At 38.4% G+C, this 17,782-nt stretch carries 21 protein-coding genes; 5 read left to right on the top strand and 16 right to left on the bottom strand.

Annotated features, from left to right (window positions below):
- The 3 genes from HMPREF2979_RS03600 to HMPREF2979_RS03590 are packed head-to-tail and all read right to left on the bottom strand — an operon-like array spanning position 1 to position 1,142.
- Complete coding sequence (locus tag HMPREF2979_RS03600) at positions 1-378, bottom strand: hypothetical protein (protein ID WP_070655174.1); 378 nt, start codon at positions 376-378, stop codon at positions 1-3.
- Positions 379-390: 12 nt separating this feature from the next.
- A complete protein-coding gene (locus HMPREF2979_RS03595; protein ID WP_070655172.1) occupies positions 391-753 on the bottom strand; it encodes a TIGR02328 family protein in 363 nt (120 codons plus the stop codon).
- Positions 750-1,142: a YbgA family protein gene (locus HMPREF2979_RS03590; RefSeq protein ID WP_070655170.1), complete on the bottom strand. Its 393-nt coding sequence runs from the start codon at positions 1,140-1,142 to the stop codon at positions 750-752. The genes HMPREF2979_RS03595 and HMPREF2979_RS03590 overlap by 4 nt, the downstream gene beginning before the upstream one ends.
- A gap of 176 nt (positions 1,143-1,318) precedes the next feature.
- Between HMPREF2979_RS03590 and HMPREF2979_RS03585 the strand changes: the two genes are divergently transcribed.
- Positions 1,319-1,738, top strand: a complete 420-nt coding sequence (locus HMPREF2979_RS03585) for an SP_0198 family lipoprotein (RefSeq protein WP_070578009.1) — start codon at positions 1,319-1,321, stop codon at positions 1,736-1,738.
- A 99-nt stretch (positions 1,739-1,837) separates the two neighbouring features.
- Positions 1,838-2,035, top strand: a complete 198-nt coding sequence (locus HMPREF2979_RS03580; RefSeq protein ID WP_070578006.1) for a bacteriocin immunity protein — start codon at positions 1,838-1,840, stop codon at positions 2,033-2,035.
- A 246-nt stretch (positions 2,036-2,281) separates the two neighbouring features.
- Here the strand turns inward: HMPREF2979_RS03580 and HMPREF2979_RS03575 are convergent, their stop codons facing one another.
- The 3 genes from HMPREF2979_RS03575 to HMPREF2979_RS03565 all read right to left on the bottom strand — a co-directional run bounded on the left by HMPREF2979_RS03575 (position 2,282) and on the right by HMPREF2979_RS03565 (position 4,121).
- Entirely contained in the window at positions 2,282-3,031 is a 750-nt protein-coding gene (locus HMPREF2979_RS03575; RefSeq protein WP_070655169.1) for a CPBP family intramembrane glutamic endopeptidase, read from the bottom strand.
- Between the two features lie 89 nt (positions 3,032-3,120).
- A complete protein-coding gene (locus HMPREF2979_RS03570) occupies positions 3,121-3,432 on the bottom strand; it encodes a hypothetical protein (protein WP_070655167.1) in 312 nt (103 codons plus the stop codon).
- A gap of 107 nt (positions 3,433-3,539) precedes the next feature.
- Complete coding sequence (locus HMPREF2979_RS03565) at positions 3,540-4,121, bottom strand: TetR/AcrR family transcriptional regulator (protein WP_070655164.1); 582 nt, start codon at positions 4,119-4,121, stop codon at positions 3,540-3,542.
- A 155-nt stretch (positions 4,122-4,276) separates the two neighbouring features.
- Between HMPREF2979_RS03565 and HMPREF2979_RS03560 the strand changes: the two genes are divergently transcribed.
- Positions 4,277-4,870, top strand: a complete 594-nt coding sequence (locus HMPREF2979_RS03560; RefSeq protein WP_070655163.1) for a class I SAM-dependent methyltransferase — start codon at positions 4,277-4,279, stop codon at positions 4,868-4,870.
- Positions 4,871-5,049: 179 nt separating this feature from the next.
- On the opposite strand, the gene HMPREF2979_RS03555 is transcribed toward HMPREF2979_RS03560, so the two are convergent.
- From HMPREF2979_RS03555 to HMPREF2979_RS03530, 6 genes are all read right to left on the bottom strand, one after another.
- Positions 5,050-6,279, bottom strand: coding sequence for a dihydrolipoamide acetyltransferase family protein (locus HMPREF2979_RS03555; RefSeq protein WP_070655162.1), 1,230 nt, complete (start codon positions 6,277-6,279; stop codon positions 5,050-5,052).
- Between the two features lie 10 nt (positions 6,280-6,289).
- Complete coding sequence (locus HMPREF2979_RS03550; RefSeq protein WP_004182823.1) at positions 6,290-7,321, bottom strand: alpha-ketoacid dehydrogenase subunit beta; 1,032 nt, start codon at positions 7,319-7,321, stop codon at positions 6,290-6,292.
- Between the two features lie 16 nt (positions 7,322-7,337).
- Positions 7,338-8,411, bottom strand: coding sequence for a thiamine pyrophosphate-dependent dehydrogenase E1 component subunit alpha (locus HMPREF2979_RS03545; RefSeq protein WP_014634179.1), 1,074 nt, complete (start codon positions 8,409-8,411; stop codon positions 7,338-7,340).
- Between the two features lie 105 nt (positions 8,412-8,516).
- On the bottom strand, positions 8,517-9,857 hold the full coding sequence (gene lpdA, locus HMPREF2979_RS03540) for a dihydrolipoyl dehydrogenase (RefSeq protein ID WP_060972390.1): 1,341 nt from the start codon (positions 9,855-9,857) through the stop codon (positions 8,517-8,519).
- 568 nt (positions 9,858-10,425) lie between these two features.
- Positions 10,426-10,629: a CsbD family protein gene (locus tag HMPREF2979_RS03535; RefSeq protein ID WP_070655160.1), complete on the bottom strand. Its 204-nt coding sequence runs from the start codon at positions 10,627-10,629 to the stop codon at positions 10,426-10,428.
- A gap of 256 nt (positions 10,630-10,885) precedes the next feature.
- Positions 10,886-11,125 (bottom strand): GlsB/YeaQ/YmgE family stress response membrane protein, encoded by a 240-nt coding sequence (locus tag HMPREF2979_RS03530; protein WP_002890536.1) that lies wholly within the window; start codon positions 11,123-11,125, stop codon positions 10,886-10,888.
- A gap of 698 nt (positions 11,126-11,823) precedes the next feature.
- On the opposite strand from HMPREF2979_RS03530, the gene HMPREF2979_RS03525 reads away from it, so the two are divergent.
- Both HMPREF2979_RS03525 and HMPREF2979_RS03520 read left to right on the top strand, forming a co-directional pair.
- Positions 11,824-12,849 carry a DUF389 domain-containing protein gene (locus HMPREF2979_RS03525; protein WP_060972391.1) on the top strand — a complete coding sequence of 342 codons (1,026 nt, stop codon included), beginning with the start codon at positions 11,824-11,826 and terminating at the stop codon, positions 12,847-12,849.
- Between the two features lie 103 nt (positions 12,850-12,952).
- A complete protein-coding gene (locus HMPREF2979_RS03520; RefSeq protein ID WP_070655158.1) occupies positions 12,953-13,834 on the top strand; it encodes a diacylglycerol/lipid kinase family protein in 882 nt (293 codons plus the stop codon).
- Between the two features lie 292 nt (positions 13,835-14,126).
- Here the strand turns inward: HMPREF2979_RS03520 and HMPREF2979_RS03515 are convergent, their stop codons facing one another.
- Genes HMPREF2979_RS03515 through HMPREF2979_RS03500 form a run of 4 tightly spaced genes read right to left on the bottom strand, consistent with a single transcriptional unit; the run spans position 14,127 to position 17,637 of the window.
- Positions 14,127-14,816 carry an alpha/beta hydrolase-fold protein gene (locus HMPREF2979_RS03515; RefSeq protein ID WP_070655156.1) on the bottom strand — a complete coding sequence of 230 codons (690 nt, stop codon included), beginning with the start codon at positions 14,814-14,816 and terminating at the stop codon, positions 14,127-14,129.
- On the bottom strand, positions 14,797-15,813 hold the full coding sequence (locus HMPREF2979_RS03510; protein WP_021144450.1) for an ABC transporter substrate-binding protein: 1,017 nt from the start codon (positions 15,811-15,813) through the stop codon (positions 14,797-14,799). The genes HMPREF2979_RS03515 and HMPREF2979_RS03510 overlap by 20 nt, the downstream gene beginning before the upstream one ends.
- 20 nt (positions 15,814-15,833) lie before the next feature.
- Complete coding sequence (locus HMPREF2979_RS03505) at positions 15,834-16,589, bottom strand: ABC transporter ATP-binding protein (RefSeq protein WP_070655154.1); 756 nt, start codon at positions 16,587-16,589, stop codon at positions 15,834-15,836.
- Positions 16,590-16,593: 4 nt separating this feature from the next.
- Positions 16,594-17,637: a FecCD family ABC transporter permease gene (locus tag HMPREF2979_RS03500; RefSeq protein WP_070655152.1), complete on the bottom strand. Its 1,044-nt coding sequence runs from the start codon at positions 17,635-17,637 to the stop codon at positions 16,594-16,596.
- Positions 17,638-17,782: the final 145 nt, after the last annotated feature.

Raw genomic sequence — 17,782 nt, 5'->3', positions numbered from 1 at the left:
TTACCTGACTTTCTCTTGCTTCCAATGGTCATCCAAAATCACTGTGTGCTCTTTAGAAAAGCGAATAAGGATGTTTCTGGCAACTTGTTGGGATACACGCGCGACATTGGTCAAGTCTAGTCCTAGCTCAGGTGTGTCGTGTTCTAAGCGATACTGGTCATCCTCGTACTCAACAAAGATAAAGCTCCTTGACCTTTTATCGCCATAGGTGAGATAGAGACTATCGTAGGATACTGGGAGTTGCACCAAGGCATCCCAGATATCACTGTCACTTGGGGCTGTAATCATCGCATAGTCCACCTGATCCGCTGTCGATATACGCATGACAAGGCCTTCTGCTACTTTCTTTTTAGGTGCTAGCCACTTAAATAAATGCATCGTTTTCCTCCTTTAGATGATGATTCCTTTTTGCTTGAGATTGTCCAGACATTCCTGTAAATAGGCGGCATCATGCTCTGGGTAGATGATGGCTGGTAGCTCCTCAACTTCAAGCTTATCATAGGCTGGCATCTGCTTGCCTCGATACTCCTTGTCTAACCACTCAGGGCTGACACGATAGCCACGTTTCGTCATTTCTTGCATAATAAGTTCATGGTATTTAAACAAGCGGTACGGTGAATAATCAAAAACATAGTTAACCGTAGCATGCTTGCGTTGCCATCCCTTGCCACGAAGGGCACAACATTCTCGGTGTTGTCCTAATAATTGCTGACGAGGTAGTTTTGCAATCAAGCCTTGATGCCACAGTCTCATTTTGAACCCCCATTAATTAAGGTTGACTCCTCCAGATAACGATTAGGATACTTGCTGAGGAGCTCTTTGACGGATTCCACTAAACACGTCTGGGGAATTTTGCCTGCTGCGTAGCTATCCAGTTGGGCCATAAACTTTTCCTTTTCGCTGGCAGTCGCCTTTTTCTTAAAATACCCCCAGATATGTTGAAAGGCATTGACGACCTGACCAGGATTTTCAGGAAGGTCAAGCGCTTGATCAATATAGGCTTGAACCTGATCCAAACTAACCTCATCATTCTTGAGATAGTTACGGATTTCCAAGTAAATCTTGTTTGAATGGCTGAGCACCAGATACTTATTGGCTGCCCAAAGTCGCTCGCACTGGCGACGTGGATTGGTAGTTGTCATTAGGAACCTTCCTTGATTGCTTTTTTATCAGTATAGCATAGTTTAAATAGGGATAATAGATTATGCCTTTGAGAATTCGAAAGAGTGATTTTCAAGCATTTTCAGAAAAAGTTTTTTGCTTGGTTTGTCTGTAAGCGTTTGCTATACTTAAGGTATCAAAGAAAGGAGACAAGCCTATGACATTGTCCAAAAAACTCACACTTTCTCTTGCCTCTATGGCAGTTCTTGGTCTTTTAGCAGCCTGCTCAAACCAGAAAGCTCAAACACCTGAAAGCTCTTCTAGCACCCAACAAAGTTCAAGTAAGGTTTCATCTTCACAAAGCTCTGAAGCCTCTAAACAAACTGAAGGGCTAGATGGCACCTATAAAGGGACTGACGAAAATGATCGCATTACTCTTACCATCTCTGGAAATACTGGAACTTGGGAAGAGGATGAGGCAGATGGCGAGAAGGAAAGCAAGCCTGTAACAGTTAACTCTGACAATCAAAGTCTGACAATCGGTGACGACACCAAATACTATAAACTCGATGGTAATCAACTGACTATTGAAGATGACGACCATGATCCAAATGATACGGTTGTCTTGATGAAATAAAATGAAAAACCTTAGCCAAACTACTCTCTGGAATTTAGCTAAGGTTTTTTATGTTATACTATAGGCAGAAAGAAAACGGATACAAAGAGGAGGTTGACGATGACTCAAAGAAGATTATGGGTGACGCTATTTGTTGTGTCGATTATTGTAACTCTTATTGGACTGGGATTTGCTGTCTATAACTATTATGTCTTTGATAAACCCTTTATGACTGCCACTACAAAAGGTTTACTAGCAGCCTTTTTCCTGTGCGCGACAATGGTTGCCATTAGTCTATCCAAATCAAATAAGAAGTAAAGATGAGAAAGAGGTATAAGTTTGCGAACTTATACCTCTTTTCATACAACATTACTTAATCTTGTGTTTGTTCATTTTTTCTTCAAAAATGCCTGTCATGATTTTACGCAACTCTTGGCCTTCTTTTTCAGTCTTTAGATGATGAAGCCAAACGAGTCACCTCCTAAAAATGACACTATGTCATTATGTCAACAGATAGGAAAGAAAAGCTCTCACCTAAATCTGGTGAGAGGTTAAACTCTAGTTTTATGATTTTCTTATAGCCACCAGCCAAGAGGATACTAGGATTTCGAAAATAACCAGAGGGATAATCTGAGTGAGTGAACTCTGAACCAGCATAAGGACAGCCAAACTATCGATCAGCATATGAGCGAGGATACAAGGAACAGCTCCTTTCGAGTACTCTTTGAGAGCTCCCAAAAGAAAGGTATTCCCTAAAATCATCAGGTAAAAGATGAGATAGTTGGACGAGCCTGCTGTAATCCAAGGGAGTTGATAGATAGGGATATGCCAGAGGAACCAGACAATGGAAAGAACCATCATTTTAGGTATAAAGTGCTTACTAAAGGAAAGATGATCTTGTAAAAACCAACGCCAACCGACTTCTTCTAGGCCTCCATATAATAAGGTCCAGGGGAAATAAAGGAAGAAGGCCAAGAGGGAGTTCCCAGTAAAGCGAACATTCATGAGCAGGATTGAAATCCCATAATAGATGACTGGAATGAAGATAGCTAGAATCCAGGACAGGGGACTTTCTTTTTGAAGAAAGATCTTTTTGAAAAAATCGCCCAAAGATTTGACTTCACTCAACACAAGAGAAAAGATAGCCGCCATAATCAGGGGAATACAGTTCATTAGGATAAACAGCAGTGAGGAACCTGTGCCCTTTCCATCTGGGAAACACCAAAGGATAACTTGCCCTACTATAAATGTAGCAAGGAGGGCAGTCAGTGCATACCAGATAGCGACTGATTGTTTTGAAATAAATTTGCTCATTTTTCCTCCGTAACGGTATGATAAATCAGATAGATCGCACCCTAATCCGCATCGACTCAAAGTGGTATTGTTCACAATCTTTATAAATCTTACTTAATCTTGTGTTTGTTCATTTTTTCTTCAAAAATGCCTGTCATGATTTTACGCAACTCTTGGCCTTCCTTTTCTGGAAGGTCCCCTTGGCGTTTAGCTACTGCGTAGAGTTCAGGGTATTGCTTGGCTACACGCTCCACCGTCTTGGTTGTCGCATGTCCTCTAACAAAGAAAGGAATACGTTTAATCCATTCTTGTGGTACAAGAGCGAGCAACTTCTTAGAAGCTTCCTTGTCAGAAATCTCGGCAGTACTCAAACCTTTTTCGATTTGCTTTTGTTCTGTTTCAGTAAAATCTTTTAAATCCATTACTTATTCCTCTTTATCTTTATATAGTAGATTTTACACCCCTGCATGAGAATATACAACTGATTGGGATGGACGGGGCAAGTTATAAAATACCATAAAAGATAGGATTACTTCTTTCCAAAAATACCATACAAAAAAATCTGATGAATTTGGTCAACCTCTGTCTCTAAATTATCACTGTGGTCTAACTGATTTCCCATACCATTAAGAGCATCCATGACATTTAGGACAAGCTCTGTCGATAGGTCTTTAGCAATAAGGCCCTCTTCTTTTCCGAGCTTAATATAAGCACGATAGATGTCACGTTTTTTTGCAGTGATTGCTTTCGTTAGAAGAGTTGAGAAAACAGAATCTTCCACCATTTTATCTTGAAAATAGTCCGAAATTTGCTGACTCATTTTCTCCTGACATAGGGCAAAAGCATGGTCTAATTTTGTTTTAAAATCTAGATCGCTGTTTAAAATATTCTCAGCTTGCTGGGTTATTTCTTCAAACAAGTCATTAACACAGAGAGCTACCAAATTATCTTTGCTCCCGAAATAATTGTAGATAGAAACTGGTGATACTTCTGCTACCTCTGCAATAGATTTTATACTCGTTTCCTTAAAACCTTTTTCTTTAAATAATTGTAAGGCTGCTTGAATAATCGCTTGCTTCTTTTTCTCAGTCGTCTTTTGATATTGATTCATGTGAACACCTCTGTTATTAACAATTGTAGCATAAGTTTGAAATATTTATTCATATATTTCATTTTTCCTTGCTATTCTTACTAGCTTTCTCTATAATGAAGTTTGAATTTTAATAATGTATATTTCAAACTTTATTTTCAAAAATGGGAGGGACCATGCTCATTCAATATCTTATAAAGCAATCTAGAAAACCGAGTGGTCTTGTCGGGCGATTGATTACCAACATCTGGTCGTCCTATTTTAAGGAACTCAGCCTTTGGGCAATCAAACAAACCACTATCCCCAACAATAGTCGGATTTTAGAAATCGGCTATGGCGGTGGCAGCACTATTAAAAACCTTCTTGAGTTAGATAAAAATCTTGACATTCATGGTATTGATATTTCTAAGGAGTCTTATCAAACTGCTAGACGAGTTCACTCAGATGCTATAGAAAACGGAAGTGTTAAGCTGCGGATTGGCAATGTAGCAAACCTTCCCTACCAAAATAATGATTTTGATTTGGTATTTGCCATCCAGACACATATTTTCTGGGAAGATTTAAAGCAAAGTCTTCAGGAAATCTACAGAGTCATGTCCAATACTTCCACTCTAATTATTGCTTCCGAAAAAGAAAAAATAAAGTATCATATGACAGATTATGGGACAAGCCATGAATTGAGGCAGTTGTTAACAAGCATTGGCTTTTCAAAGATTGAAGAAAAGCAAAATTACAAATGGGTTGTGTATGTTGTCACTAAGAGTGATTAGGAAATTTAATAAAAAACTCCTTAATCAAATCTAATGTCTCAACCCTAGCAAAACACAAAGAGAAGACTAATTTAGTCTTCTCTTCATACTAGGTTGCGGAACATCAACAATTACTTTACTTTTATACCTCTAGTAAGTCCTATTCGTCCACAATTGCATCTTACAAATGGATACTTCTGTTAGAAGATAAGGAGATAAGGATCTTCAAGATAAGAAACAACTCTTGCTAAAAATTCAGCAGCTGGAAGCCCATCGATGACTTGATGGTCGAAGCTCAGACTCAATGGAAGATAGTCTTTTTGAACAACCTCTCCCTCCTCATTAAATGCTAAAGCTTGTTGAGTTGCTCCTACACCAAGGATTGCCACCTCTGGGGAATTAAGGATTGGTGTGAAGTATTCTACACCTGGCCCCCCTAGGTTCGTAATTGAGAAAGTAGAACCACTATATAGGTCAGATGCAAGTGTACCTTTTCGAGCTTGATTAGCCAAAGTCTTAATGCTTTGACCAAGATCTGCTAAAGTCATACGGTCTGCGTCTTGAATCACAGGAACAACCAAACCATCATCCAAAGCTGTTGCCATACCAATATGAATGCGTTCGTGAATCTGATGAATTCCGCCACCATACCAAGCATTCAAAGCTGGAAAATCTCTCAAAGCTTTGGTTACTGCTTTAGTTAATAGAGTCGTGATACCTAGTTCACCATTTTCAAGTGGAGTATGTACCTTGGCCTTAAGTTCTTTACGGAATTTCAAAAGCTCAGTTAAATCAGCCTTACGATGGAGTGTCACTTGAGCAGAAGAATGAAGACTATTCATCATACGTTCGGCAATAATCTTACGCATGCCTTCGAGTCCCTCACCGTATTGTCCTGTGGCCATAGCTTGTGTTAGAGGTTCAACGACCTTATCAGCAACAAGACTTGGTTGGTAAGATTCTACATCACGTCTTGTAATACGACCATTTCCACCTGTTCCTTTAATAAGGGAGATATCATAGCCTTTCTCAGTAGCCATCTTACGAGCCACCGGTGTAATGAAAATTCGTTCCCCACTAGTACGAGCTACAGGTGCTGTAGTAGATTTAGGACTAGACGGTGTTGGATCTTTAGCGACTTCAGTTGGAGCTTCCTCTTGTGCAGGAGCTTCTTGGGTTCCTACATTTTCTCCTTCCTGGCCAACCCATCCAACAACTTCTTTACATTTAACTGTAGCACCTTCACCATGCACAATGTCTAGAACAACCCCAGAAGCAGGGGATTCGACTTCACTAGTCAATTTTTCAGAACTAATTTCCAATAAAGGCTGACCACTTGTTACTGTATCACCAACTTGGACCAACCACTTTTGAATGAGTCCTTCAGTCATGGTTAGGCCGAGCTTGGGCATTAAAATTTCTGTTGCCATAAGCGCCCTCCTATCCTTTCAAGTCCTGAATCAATTCATCAGCTACTTTCAAAACCTTATCCGCATCCGGGATATAGGCTTGTTCTAAGTTTGTCGCAAATGGAACAGGAGTATTTGGTGCACAAACACATTTCACTGGTCCATCAAGATAATCAAAAGCTTTATCTGAAACTACAGATGCAATATCAGTTGCAGTATTGTTATGCGGGTTTGCCTCATCCACAATAATCAAACGACCCGTTTTCTTCACGGAATTTAACACTGTTTCTTCATCCCATGGAGCAACTGTACGAAGATCAATCACTTCTACAGAAATGTTGTCTTTTGCTAAACGATCTGCGACCTCATAAGCTACATACAACATCTTACCAATTGTCACAATTGTTAAATCCTTACCTTCTCTACGAACGGCAGCCTTTCCAATTGGTACAGTATAGTATTCTTCTGGCACTTCCCCTTTTAAGCCATAGAGGGTTTTGTCCTCAGAAAAAATAACAACATTATCATCTTCAATTGACGCCAATAGTAAACCTTTAGCATCATATGGTGTAGCAGGAACAACTACCTTAATACCTGGAATAGATCCAAAGAGACCGTAATATGAGCCGGAGTGTTGAGCCGCAGCTGAAGCACCCGCACCGTGCATAGTACGCACAACCATCGGAACTTTAGCTTTTCCTCCAAACATGTAACGCATCTTAGATGCCTGTCCTAATAGGGCATCAAAACAGAATCCAATAAAATCATTAAACATCAACTCTGGTACAGGTCTTAGTCCCGTAAGCGCCATACCCACCGAAGCTGATAAATAGCCGTGCTCAGAAATCGGAGTATCAATAACACGTTCCCTGCCATATTTCGGCATCAATCCTCGTGTGATACCCATGACACCGCCCCAGGCATCCTCGTTATTATTTTCTAAGTGTTCAACATTAACACCACCTGCGATATCCTCTCCTAGAAGAACAACTCGCTCGTCTCTTTCCATGGCTTGATCGAGCCCTTCATTGATGGCTTTCATAAATAATGTTTCTCTAGTCATTATGAATCCTCCTCAATCAGTCTGCAAATACGTCTTCGTAGAGAGCTTCTTCTTTTGGAATTGGGCTCTCTTGAGCAAAGTGGATTGCATCTTCAACATCTTTTTGTGATTGGGCAACAATCTCATCCAATTCATCTTGGCTAAGGATACCCTTTTCAGTTACAAGGTCACGAAATACTTCCAAGGCATCCACATCTGCCCATTCTTTTTCGATTCCATCTGGTGCTTTGTATTTTTGCTCATCTCCTTCGAAATGGCCATGGTTACGATAAGTAATAGCTTCAATTAACGTTGGACCATCTCCACGACGCGCACGTTCAATGGCCTCTTTAGCCACTTGATAAACAGCAAATAAGTCCTTACCATTAACGCGAACTCCAGGCATATTGTAAGCTTGTGCACGTTCAGCAATTGTTGGTGAACCTGATGAGTACCATTGTGGTGTTGATTCTGCAAAAAGGTTATTTTCATTTACAAATACCACAGGTAGATTCCAAATAGAGGCCATGTTTAAGCACTCATGAAAATTACCTTCGTTGGCAGCACCGTCACCAAAGAAACATACAGCAACATCATCAGTCTTTAGATATTTGTTACGCATAGCAGCACCAGTCGCAAGACCAAAGCCTCCACCTACCATACCGTTAGCACCAAGGATTCCTTTATCCAAGTCAGCGATATGCATAGAGCCACCCTTACCTTTACCAAGCCCTGTAGACTTACCAAAGATTTCAGCCATCATTTTTTTAAGGTCTCCACCTTTAGCCACACAGTGTCCATGTCCTCGGTGTGTGCTAGTAATGTAGTCTTTATCAGTTAGGTTAGCACATACCCCAGTCGCAATAGCCTCCTCACCTGAGTAAAGGTGAACAAATCCTGGAATTTGACCGATTGAAAAGAAATGTCGTGCATTTTCTTCAAAATTTCTAATATCCCACATAGTCTTATACATGGATTTAGCCTCTTCTTTTGAAACATTTTCCACACCAAGATCATGGGCAGTTTGAACCTTAACTTCTTCCTTGGTTAAGGTTTGTCCCTGATGTTTTTCTTTCATTAGGGCTTGTGGCAATTCTTGATAATGTGTCATATTGTTTCCTCCTTCTATAGAGAACTTTATAAAAAAACAAATATTATTGACATATATATAAATTTGAAAAAATGAAAATGACTACACTAAACCTATCTATCGAGCTTAGGACCTTAAAATCAGTCTTGCAACTTCCTGAACCAACTCAGAAATTGTTGGATGTGCAAAAATAGTCTTATCAAGCTGATCAAGTGTTCCTTCAGCATCTTTCAAGACAATCAAGGATTGTAGAATATCAGTTGCATGTGGACCAACGATAACGGCACCTAATAGTAGATGATAGCGTTTTTCGGAGACAATTTTAACAAAACCTTTTGCTGAATTAGACGCAATGGCTCGACCATTATAAACATAAGGAAGTTGACCAACTGATATATCATATCCTTGTTGTAACGCCTCCTCTTCTGACAAGCCAAAGGAAGCAATCTCTGGCGTTGTAAAGAGCGACCGTGGAACACTTGAATTATCAACCGGTTCCTCAGCCTGACGACAAATGGCTCGAACAGCTTTGATTCCCTCGCTACTAGCAACATGAGCTAACATATATCCAGGAATCAAATCCCCAATCGCATAAACACCTGATTGAGATGACTCGTAATAACTATCTACCTTAATAAAGCCTTTTTCGGTCAGCTCCAAGCCCATCATTTGGGCTAACTCAATATTTGGCTTACGCCCTGTTGCTACAAGTAAGTTATCATAAGAGTAGGACTTGCCATCTGCTAAAATTACAGCATTTTCTCTAACCCTATCTATGCTAACTCCCTCCAGAATGGTAATTCCAAGTGGTTCCATCTTTTCTCTAATAATGGAACGTGCTTCGTCATCTTCAGTTGCTAAAATTGTTGGTGCAACCTCTATCACTGTCACATCCACACCAAGTGGAGCCATGGCAAAAGCTAACTCAACGGAAATAATACCTCCACCAATGATAATTAAACGTTGAGGAAGTTCCTTTAAGTTGAAAAAGTTATCTGTTGTCAAGTAGTCAACATCGTTAATACCAGGAATTGGAGGAATAAATGGATGACTACCCGTCGCCAAAATAACAGACTTACCTGAGACTCTTTCACCATTAACTTGGAAGGTTTTATCAGAAATATAAGCTGCCTCACCTTCAATATAGGTGATACCTAATTGTTTAAAACTTGATTGAATACCAGACTGTAGTGTTGCTACGACTTGATCTTTGCGAGCAACAAGTTTTTGAAAATCAAGATTATCATTTAAAACTGTTACTCCATACTGAGAGGCTTCTTTAGCAGCTAATAGCCAATGAGCATGTTCAAGATAGGCTTTGGATGGGATACAGCCAACGTTCAAACAGGTGCCACCTATGGAGTTTTTCTCAATGACAATTACCTTTTTACCTAAACGGGCAGCTTCTTCAGCAGCAACATAACCACCAGGACCTGCCCCTATAATGAGAATATCACATTGACTCAAAACAATACTCCTTTCTAGAATGGAAGTCGGCTGTTAGCCGAACCACTTCAAGTAGGACAAAAACTCGGAGATGTTTTTGAAAGCGCTTTCTATGCTTCAATTATAAAACTAATACTTATGAAAATCAAGTAATTCACTGAAAATGTGATGTTTTGGTGGTGAAAACATTCACAAGCAATGCAAACGTTTGCCATTCTCTAATCGGGATGATGTTAGCACTTATACTTTGCTGATTTGTATAAAAACTAGAAAAATACAAATCTCCCCCAATCATTAAATAATTCTTCAAAATGTTATAAAAAACACTCTAGCCTCTATAGCTTGGATAAAACTATAGAAATTAGAGTGCTTTTACTATTAGAAAGAATATGTATATGGAGTTAAAAAGGAATTTGAATTAATCTAAAGAAAGTTGATTTTTCAACTGAATAATATTATAAGAATATCGATTTGTAGTTATTTTGAAAGTAATCTTATAAGTGAGTAATTAGGAGTAGAATATGACAACTCTATTTTTTTGTAGAGTAGCTTTTGTAGCTTTTATGTGAAAAATCAACTGACTATTTAATTATTTATCGTCCTTTTTAATCATATTTTTCACACCTTCGATAGCTCCTTCAACAGCATCTTTGGCATCTTCGGCAACTTCTTTCACTTTTGAGACTGCTTTTTCAGTAGCACCCTCTTTTTCTGTTTTTTTATCACCAGTTACTTTTCCGAAACCTTCTTTAATAGCGCCTTTAGCTTGGTTGAGTTTTTCTTCTACTGACATAATTTTATCCTCCTTTGGACATAAAGATTTTTAAATATGAACGCTCTTAAACAATACATTCAAATTTTTAAGTATAACAAGATAAGTTAAATTATAGCTTTTGTGTTGAAGTCGAGTCATAAACAGCTTGAACACCCTCACTAACGTTATCTTTATTTGCTGATAAAGCATTAGCTAGTCCATGTTTACCACTTTTTTAATTTATCGGCACTAAGTTTGCTAGTTGATTGTAGTCTTCCTATCGAAATATTGAAAATTATTCTTTTTTTCCTAAGAAAAATGATACTACTGCAACAACAATAACTGCCCCTAAAATTGATGGAACTAAGGCCATTCCAGCTAGTCTAGGTCCCCAAGAACCGAAGAGTGACTGTCCAACAGATGAACCAATTAAACCTGCAAAGATATTGGCAATTATTCCCATGGAACCTCCCTTTTTAGTGATTCCACCAGCAATAAAACCTATAAAGCCTCCGACAATAATAGCCCAAAGCATAATGTCTCCCCCTTTCTAAATAGAGGAAAGTTAGATTGTTTGGAAAATCAAACCATCTAAAGAGTTACATTTTAGCTAAAACATTTTTTATATTAATCTTAACAATCATAAGATTAATGTTAGTATATACCTGTTAATAACAGTATAAGGTAATCAAATTGATAAGTCAATGAAAATGTTTGCGCTTACACAAAAATAGACATGAAAACCATCCTGGGCTTTTGCAATCGCTTGCATAGTTTTACAATTTCTCTTATCTCATTTTTTTGTTAAAAATCTACACATACTTCTACTATTATTAGGACTTCCTCTAAATGGATTGATTTATGAATAAAAAGTTTGATTAAACTGGTACATTCATATGATTGATTAGCATTTTAGCCACAAAAAAAATAGCCCTAAGACGTTCGAGTGACGAAAGTAAAAATAAAATGTATAATTGAGACATGTAAACCCTTACACATTTTTCTTTAAATGGTAAGTATCTAACAAAATAGTATAAATAATACACCAAACACTACATCACTTTCAGTAGGAATTTAAAATTAATATGGAGTAGTGAATTGATTACAAATTGAAAGTAGAATATAAAACACACCCAGGTAAAGAAGTTACAATAATAATGGCCAATGATTTAGATACGTCGTCAAAGAGTGAGCTTAAAAAGTTGACTATAGTAACAAAAAGGAAGTACTGTTATGGAAAAAGTTTTGAAGGATGGTAAACTTTATTCTCTAATAGAATTTAGGGACAAAATCTATGAGGATTTAGATTTATCAAAAAGTGACTTAACCACTTTATTGTGTGCGATATTGATTGCATCTATTGGTTTGAATATGAATTCTATTCCAACAATCATAGGGGCAATGTTGATTTCTCCATTGATGACACCTATCCTTGGAGTAGGTTTTGCGTTAGCAATATTAGATACAAAACTTCTCAAAAAATCGTTTAAAGTTCTTTTTATTCAAGTTGCAGTAAGCCTTTTAGCCTCTACACTTTATTTTTTACTTTCGCCCATTTCTTACGCAAGTACGGAAATTATTGCTAGAACTTCGCCCACAATTTGGGACGTTGTAATAGCATTCGTCGGTGGATTAGCCGGCATTATTGGAGCACGAAAGAAAGAAGCTAATAACATTGTTCCTGGTGTCGCCATTGCAACTGCTCTTATGCCACCCGTTTGTACCGTGGGGTATTCTATTGCCACAGGAAATCTTGAGTATATGATAGGGGCGTCATATTTGTTCTCCATTAACTGCAGTTTTATTATGATTGCTACATATATTGGCACTAATGTGATGATGGTTAATAATCCTTATGTTAAACATAATCGTAAAGCCTCTAAAATGCGAAAAATATTAATTCTAGTCTCGCTTGTTCTTATTATTCCAAGTTTAGCTTCTGCAACTACCTTAGTTAGAGATACGCTAATCAATGAGTCTATCAATAATTATCTATCTGATCAATTTGAAAACCATACTATTTTGAAAAAGAAATATAGTAAAGAAAACAATACACTAAAGCTAACCATTTCAGGTAAATATCTTTCAGAAGCTGAGTTACAAGGTATCATTAACAAACAAAATGAATATGGTTTGAAAAATATCTCGATTCAGGTTTCACAATTAACAAATGATAGATTAACTGAAAAAGAATTAGTCGACTACATCATTCAATATAAAAACGATGATGATCTTCAACAAATAGAAAAGGATAAGTAAAAAGAATCCCCAAATAACAACAAGTAATGTGAGATATTAATTTGATAAGCATAAGAAACCGTTGAAAAGTATTGTCACTAGTAGTCCATAGGAGAAAATATCAATGAAAAAAGTAATGATAATTATTAATCCAACTTCTGGAGGAGAAACAGCATTAGATTATAAAGAGAGCTTGGAGAATAAGGCTAAAGAGTATTTTGATTATGTTGAAACTAAGATTACGCAAAAAGCCAAAGATGCAACTCAATTTGCTGAAAAAGCCTCTAAAGAAAAATATGATGCAGTAATTGTTTTTGGTGGAGACGGTACTGTAAATGAGGTTATTTCAGGGATTGCTGAAAAAAATCACATTCCAAAACTTGGGATTATTCCTGGTGGAACTGGTAATTTAATCACTAAGCTATTAGAAATCAACCAAAGTATTGATCAAGCGATTGAAGAACTTGATTTCAATTTTACTAAAACCATTGATGTTGGAAAAGCTAATCAAAATTATTTTGGCTATATTTTTAGTGTTGGATCTTTACCAGAAGCTATTCATAACGTTGATATTGAAGATAAAACAAAGTACGGTATCTTTGCATATGCAATCAATACGATGAAGTCCGTTGTGGAAGACGATATATTTAATGTTCGTATTGAAAGCGAAAATGGCAATTATGAAGGTGAAGCTAGTCAGGTCCTAGTTCTTCTATCTAATTACTATGCAGACAAAAAACTATTTGATGAAAATACAGATGGATATGGAAATATCTTGATTTTAAAAGATGCATCCATCATTTCTAAATTATCGACTATCCCAGATTTGTTAAAAGGGGATCTAGTAGGTAACGATAATATCGAATATATCAAAGCGCGTAATATTAGGATTTCTTCAGAGGTTGAGTTAGAGTCAGATGTTGATGGAGACAAATCGGATAATCTTCCAGTAGATATAAAAATACTAGGGAACCATATCGAAGTGTTCTCAGGCACCAAAGTATAGTTTTTTCCCTTCTACTTCACCAACAAAAAAGTTTTAAATTATATAAGTTACTGCATCAGCAACAATAATAGTCTTGTCCTTTTTGAAGTTAGGATATAAGTCAAAGGTAAGTAAATTACTTTTAATATACGGAGTTAAGGCGTTTTTTGATTCATGTCTAAAAACTTTTCGGAAGCATCAACTGTGATGGTAGTTTTCGAGCATAACAAAAAGTAGTGAAGAGATTCCATCGTCGGAATTTTCTTCACTACTTTTCTTCTCTCTTTTCTACTCAATCACCAATAGCAGCATTTCAGAGTTTCCACTCTTCAATCAACCAGTCCGAAAAAGCATCATATCTTTCTTGGAGATGGTCATGATGACCGTAAGGGTCAAGTGCTGAATAAGTGGACAAGCACTGTTTTTTGATGCGTTCATGTACTTCTTTGGCATAACTAGGAGCCTTGACCAGTCTATTCTTATGATTAGCCCCTTCGGTCAAACCGTTACATAAATAGACCGAGCAAGACTTATTAAGAAGCTGATGGGATTGGCAGTAATCTACAAAATCTGGATACCAAAAGGATCCACAAATGGAAAAGATAAAAGGCATCTTATCACTGCTATAAAGACTGTGGATAGCAGCCAGTCCACCCAGCGAGTAGCCTCCGTAAGCCATACGACTTTCATCCAGTCTAAACTCCTCTTGGATGCTATTTAAAATATGGCCAAATAGATGGTCATGATAGCTGGCTAGCTTACCACCAAAATCAGGACTTCCAGGTCTCAAAGCCTGAGCATACCAAGGTGTAAAATCATCCAAGCGATTCTTGGGCTCAAGGCCTACCAGGATAACAGAATCCGCTAGTTTTCCCAGATAATCCAGTTGTCCATCGTTCAGAAAAACAGCTGGATAAGTCTTAGTAGCATCATAAGACTCAGGAAGGGCAATCGTCACTCGAATGCCATGGCAGACAAAGTCTTTATTTATTAACAAAGTCATTAACCTTCTCAAGAGAATCAATCACAGATGGACCGTAATCCATAAGCTCATCATAAGAAATAGTCATGATTTTCTTGTTTTTAACGGCTGGTACATTTTCAAGAACAGCGTTCTTTTCCATCTTGTCTGTAGCATCCTTGTCCATGGCCTTATTACGGTCACTAGTTACATAGATAATCAATTCTGGTTCCATAGACACGAGATTTTCCAGAGTCAAATCTGATGTTCCTGTCGCAACATTGGTATAGCCAAGCTGATTAAGCATACTTTCTTGAAGGGCAGATTTGTAAGTTCCAAAGGTCTCATCGTTGTAGGCACACATGATCAGAGCCTTCTTCAAGTCTTTGTCAGAAGACTTGTTTTTCTTTTTAACGGCGTCGATACGCTTTTGGAGTTGTCCTGCATACTTGTCTGCCTTGTCTTGAACGTTGAAAATGTCACCAATATTTTTAACATCTTCGATAATATTATTCAAATCTTGTTTGGTTGTTGAAACAGAAGCTTTTTGCGTATAGACGGGAATGTCGTTGCTGTTCCACGTGCTGATGGTTCCCATTGATTTGTCTGAGAACATCATGTTACGACCAATAAGGGCATCAGGTCCGTAAGCCAAGATGGCTTCTTGAGAGATGGTCTTCTTATCACCGATATGTGGGATTGAGGCAATGTCTTCCTTATATTTATCGGTTACTTCATTGTCAGGGTTAAGCATACCGACAATCTTGTCTTTTAAACCAAGCTCAATCAAGATTTCCGTTGATGAAAGGTTGTTTGTGATAACCTTTTCTGGTGCCTTTTTGAAGACTTGATCTAGCTCAGTTCCTTGATCATCATAAGTTTTGACGGTCAAAGGATACTGGGTTTCTGAGTTAGTCTTTTTCACCGTTTCTTTTGCTGCTGATGACGATGATGTGCTGTTTTTATATGTAGAACTGCATGCTGTCAATGTGAGGACTGCTGCAGCGATTAATGCGATACCAAAAGTTTTCTTGTTCATAAGGCCTTCCTTTCCTAGGCTTATAAATACTGAATCATTGCCTGCTGGTCATCCGTCCAGGTAATACGACTGTGAACATCATAAACCGCCTGCAAGGATTGTGGGGTTACGGCATCCCTTGGGACACCTTGGGCAACAATCTCACCCCCTTTCATTAAGTAGATATAATCTGAAAAACGACAGGCCAATTGAATATCGTGGAGAACTGCAAGAACATTAATGCCGAGTTCCTTGACCAGAGCCAACATCTCCAACTGATACTTAATATCCAAATGGTTGGTAGGCTCATCCAATAAAAGGAGTTTGGGTTCCTGAGCCAAAGCACGCGCTAGGATAACTCTTTGTTTTTCGCCACCTGATAAGGACGAATAATAGCGTGTCTTCTTTTCAGACATGCCAACCTTGTCTAGGGCATCCTGGACGAGCAAGTGGTCCTGCTCCGATTCTTTTTGTAGAAAGGAAAGATGGGGCGTTCGGCCAAGCATGACAATTTCTTCCACCGTGCAATCAAATTGAAGGGTGTTAAACTGTGTCACAACGGCCATTTCTTTTGCAGTTTCCTTTAGGCTTATCTGATCTAGGCTTTTTCCATCAAGTAAAATCTGACCGCTATCTGGTTTCAACTGGCGGTAAATGGTTTTGAGCAAGGTTGATTTCCCACTCCCATTTGGTCCTAGTATGGTCTGGAATTGCCCACCTTCAACCTCTAGAGAGACACCGTTTAGGATTTTTTTCTCTCCAATCGAATAATGAATATCCTTACACTTTACATCCATAAGTCTAAACCACCTTTCTACGATTTCTAGTCACAATATAAATAAAGAAAGGTGCGCCAACTAAGGCTGTAAAGATACCGATAGGTAGCTCTGCATTTTTGACGAGGATTCTCGCCAAGACATCTGCCCAAACCACAAACAAGGAACCTAAGAGAGTTGCCACTGGAAAAAGCTTACGATAGTTAGTTCCGACTAAACTTCTAGCAATATGAGGGGTAATCAAGCCGACAAAGCCAATAATCCCACAGCTAGCAACCAAGACAGCCGTTATGACCGCAACAAGGGCAATGTAAAGATACCAGTAGAGTTTAAGTGGAATCCCTAAAGTCAAAGCTGCTTCATCTCCCATCATCATGGCATTGAAGACACGATACTGAGTTGAGAAAAAAAGAAAGGCCAAACCAACTACTACTGCTGGAAGCAGCAAATCTGACCAAGATGTTCCTGTCAATGAACCCATGGTCCAAAACTTAATGGTCATGACACTGTCTGCAGTCGCTCCAATAGAGATTATAAAATTGGCAAAGGCAATAAAGAGGGCATTGACAACCGTTCCAGATAAAATCAGGCCAGATGTGGTCACTCTCCCCTGCATAGAGGCAATGATTAAGACAAGAACCGTCGCTAGGATAGCCCCCACAAAGGCACCCAAGCCTACCACAGCTTTAAGGCCTAAAATGATGGCCAAGGTTGCTCCAAAAGTTGCCCCTGCCGAGATTCCCAAAATATAGGGCTCGGCAATCGGATTATTAACCGTTGACTGCATGACACTCCCAGACATGGAAAGACCTGCACCAACTATTAACCCTAGGAGAACCCTAGGAACTCGCATATTCCAGATAATAGCTTCAAGTGGCTTGGCTATGCTATGACTGGCAATCGGAAGCCCCAATTTACTGAAGATGACACCATAGGTATCACCTATATCTATAGTGACCGCCCCTAAAGACACTGCTACAAAAACTGACGCTACTAGTAAAACTAGAAGCAAACAGAGCAGGCTTAGGTAGCGGGAAAAAACAAGGTGTTTTGTTTTTTTAAAAGGCATTAGCACCTCCTTTCCACCTGTAATGTCAGAAAATTTTGACAATACTCTTCTAGTATAACATGCCTCAAAAAGATGGGCAAGGTCATTTGAGTGGAAAAAAAGAGCAGTCATTGAACTACTCTTGGGAATTATAACTAACTGAAGC

The sequence above is a fragment of the Streptococcus sp. HMSC078H12 genome (assembly GCF_001814615.1).
Classification (GTDB): domain Bacteria; phylum Bacillota; class Bacilli; order Lactobacillales; family Streptococcaceae; genus Streptococcus; species Streptococcus salivarius_F.
Note: the sequence above shows the minus strand (reverse complement) of the source record. Positions and strands in the feature narration are given on the sequence as shown.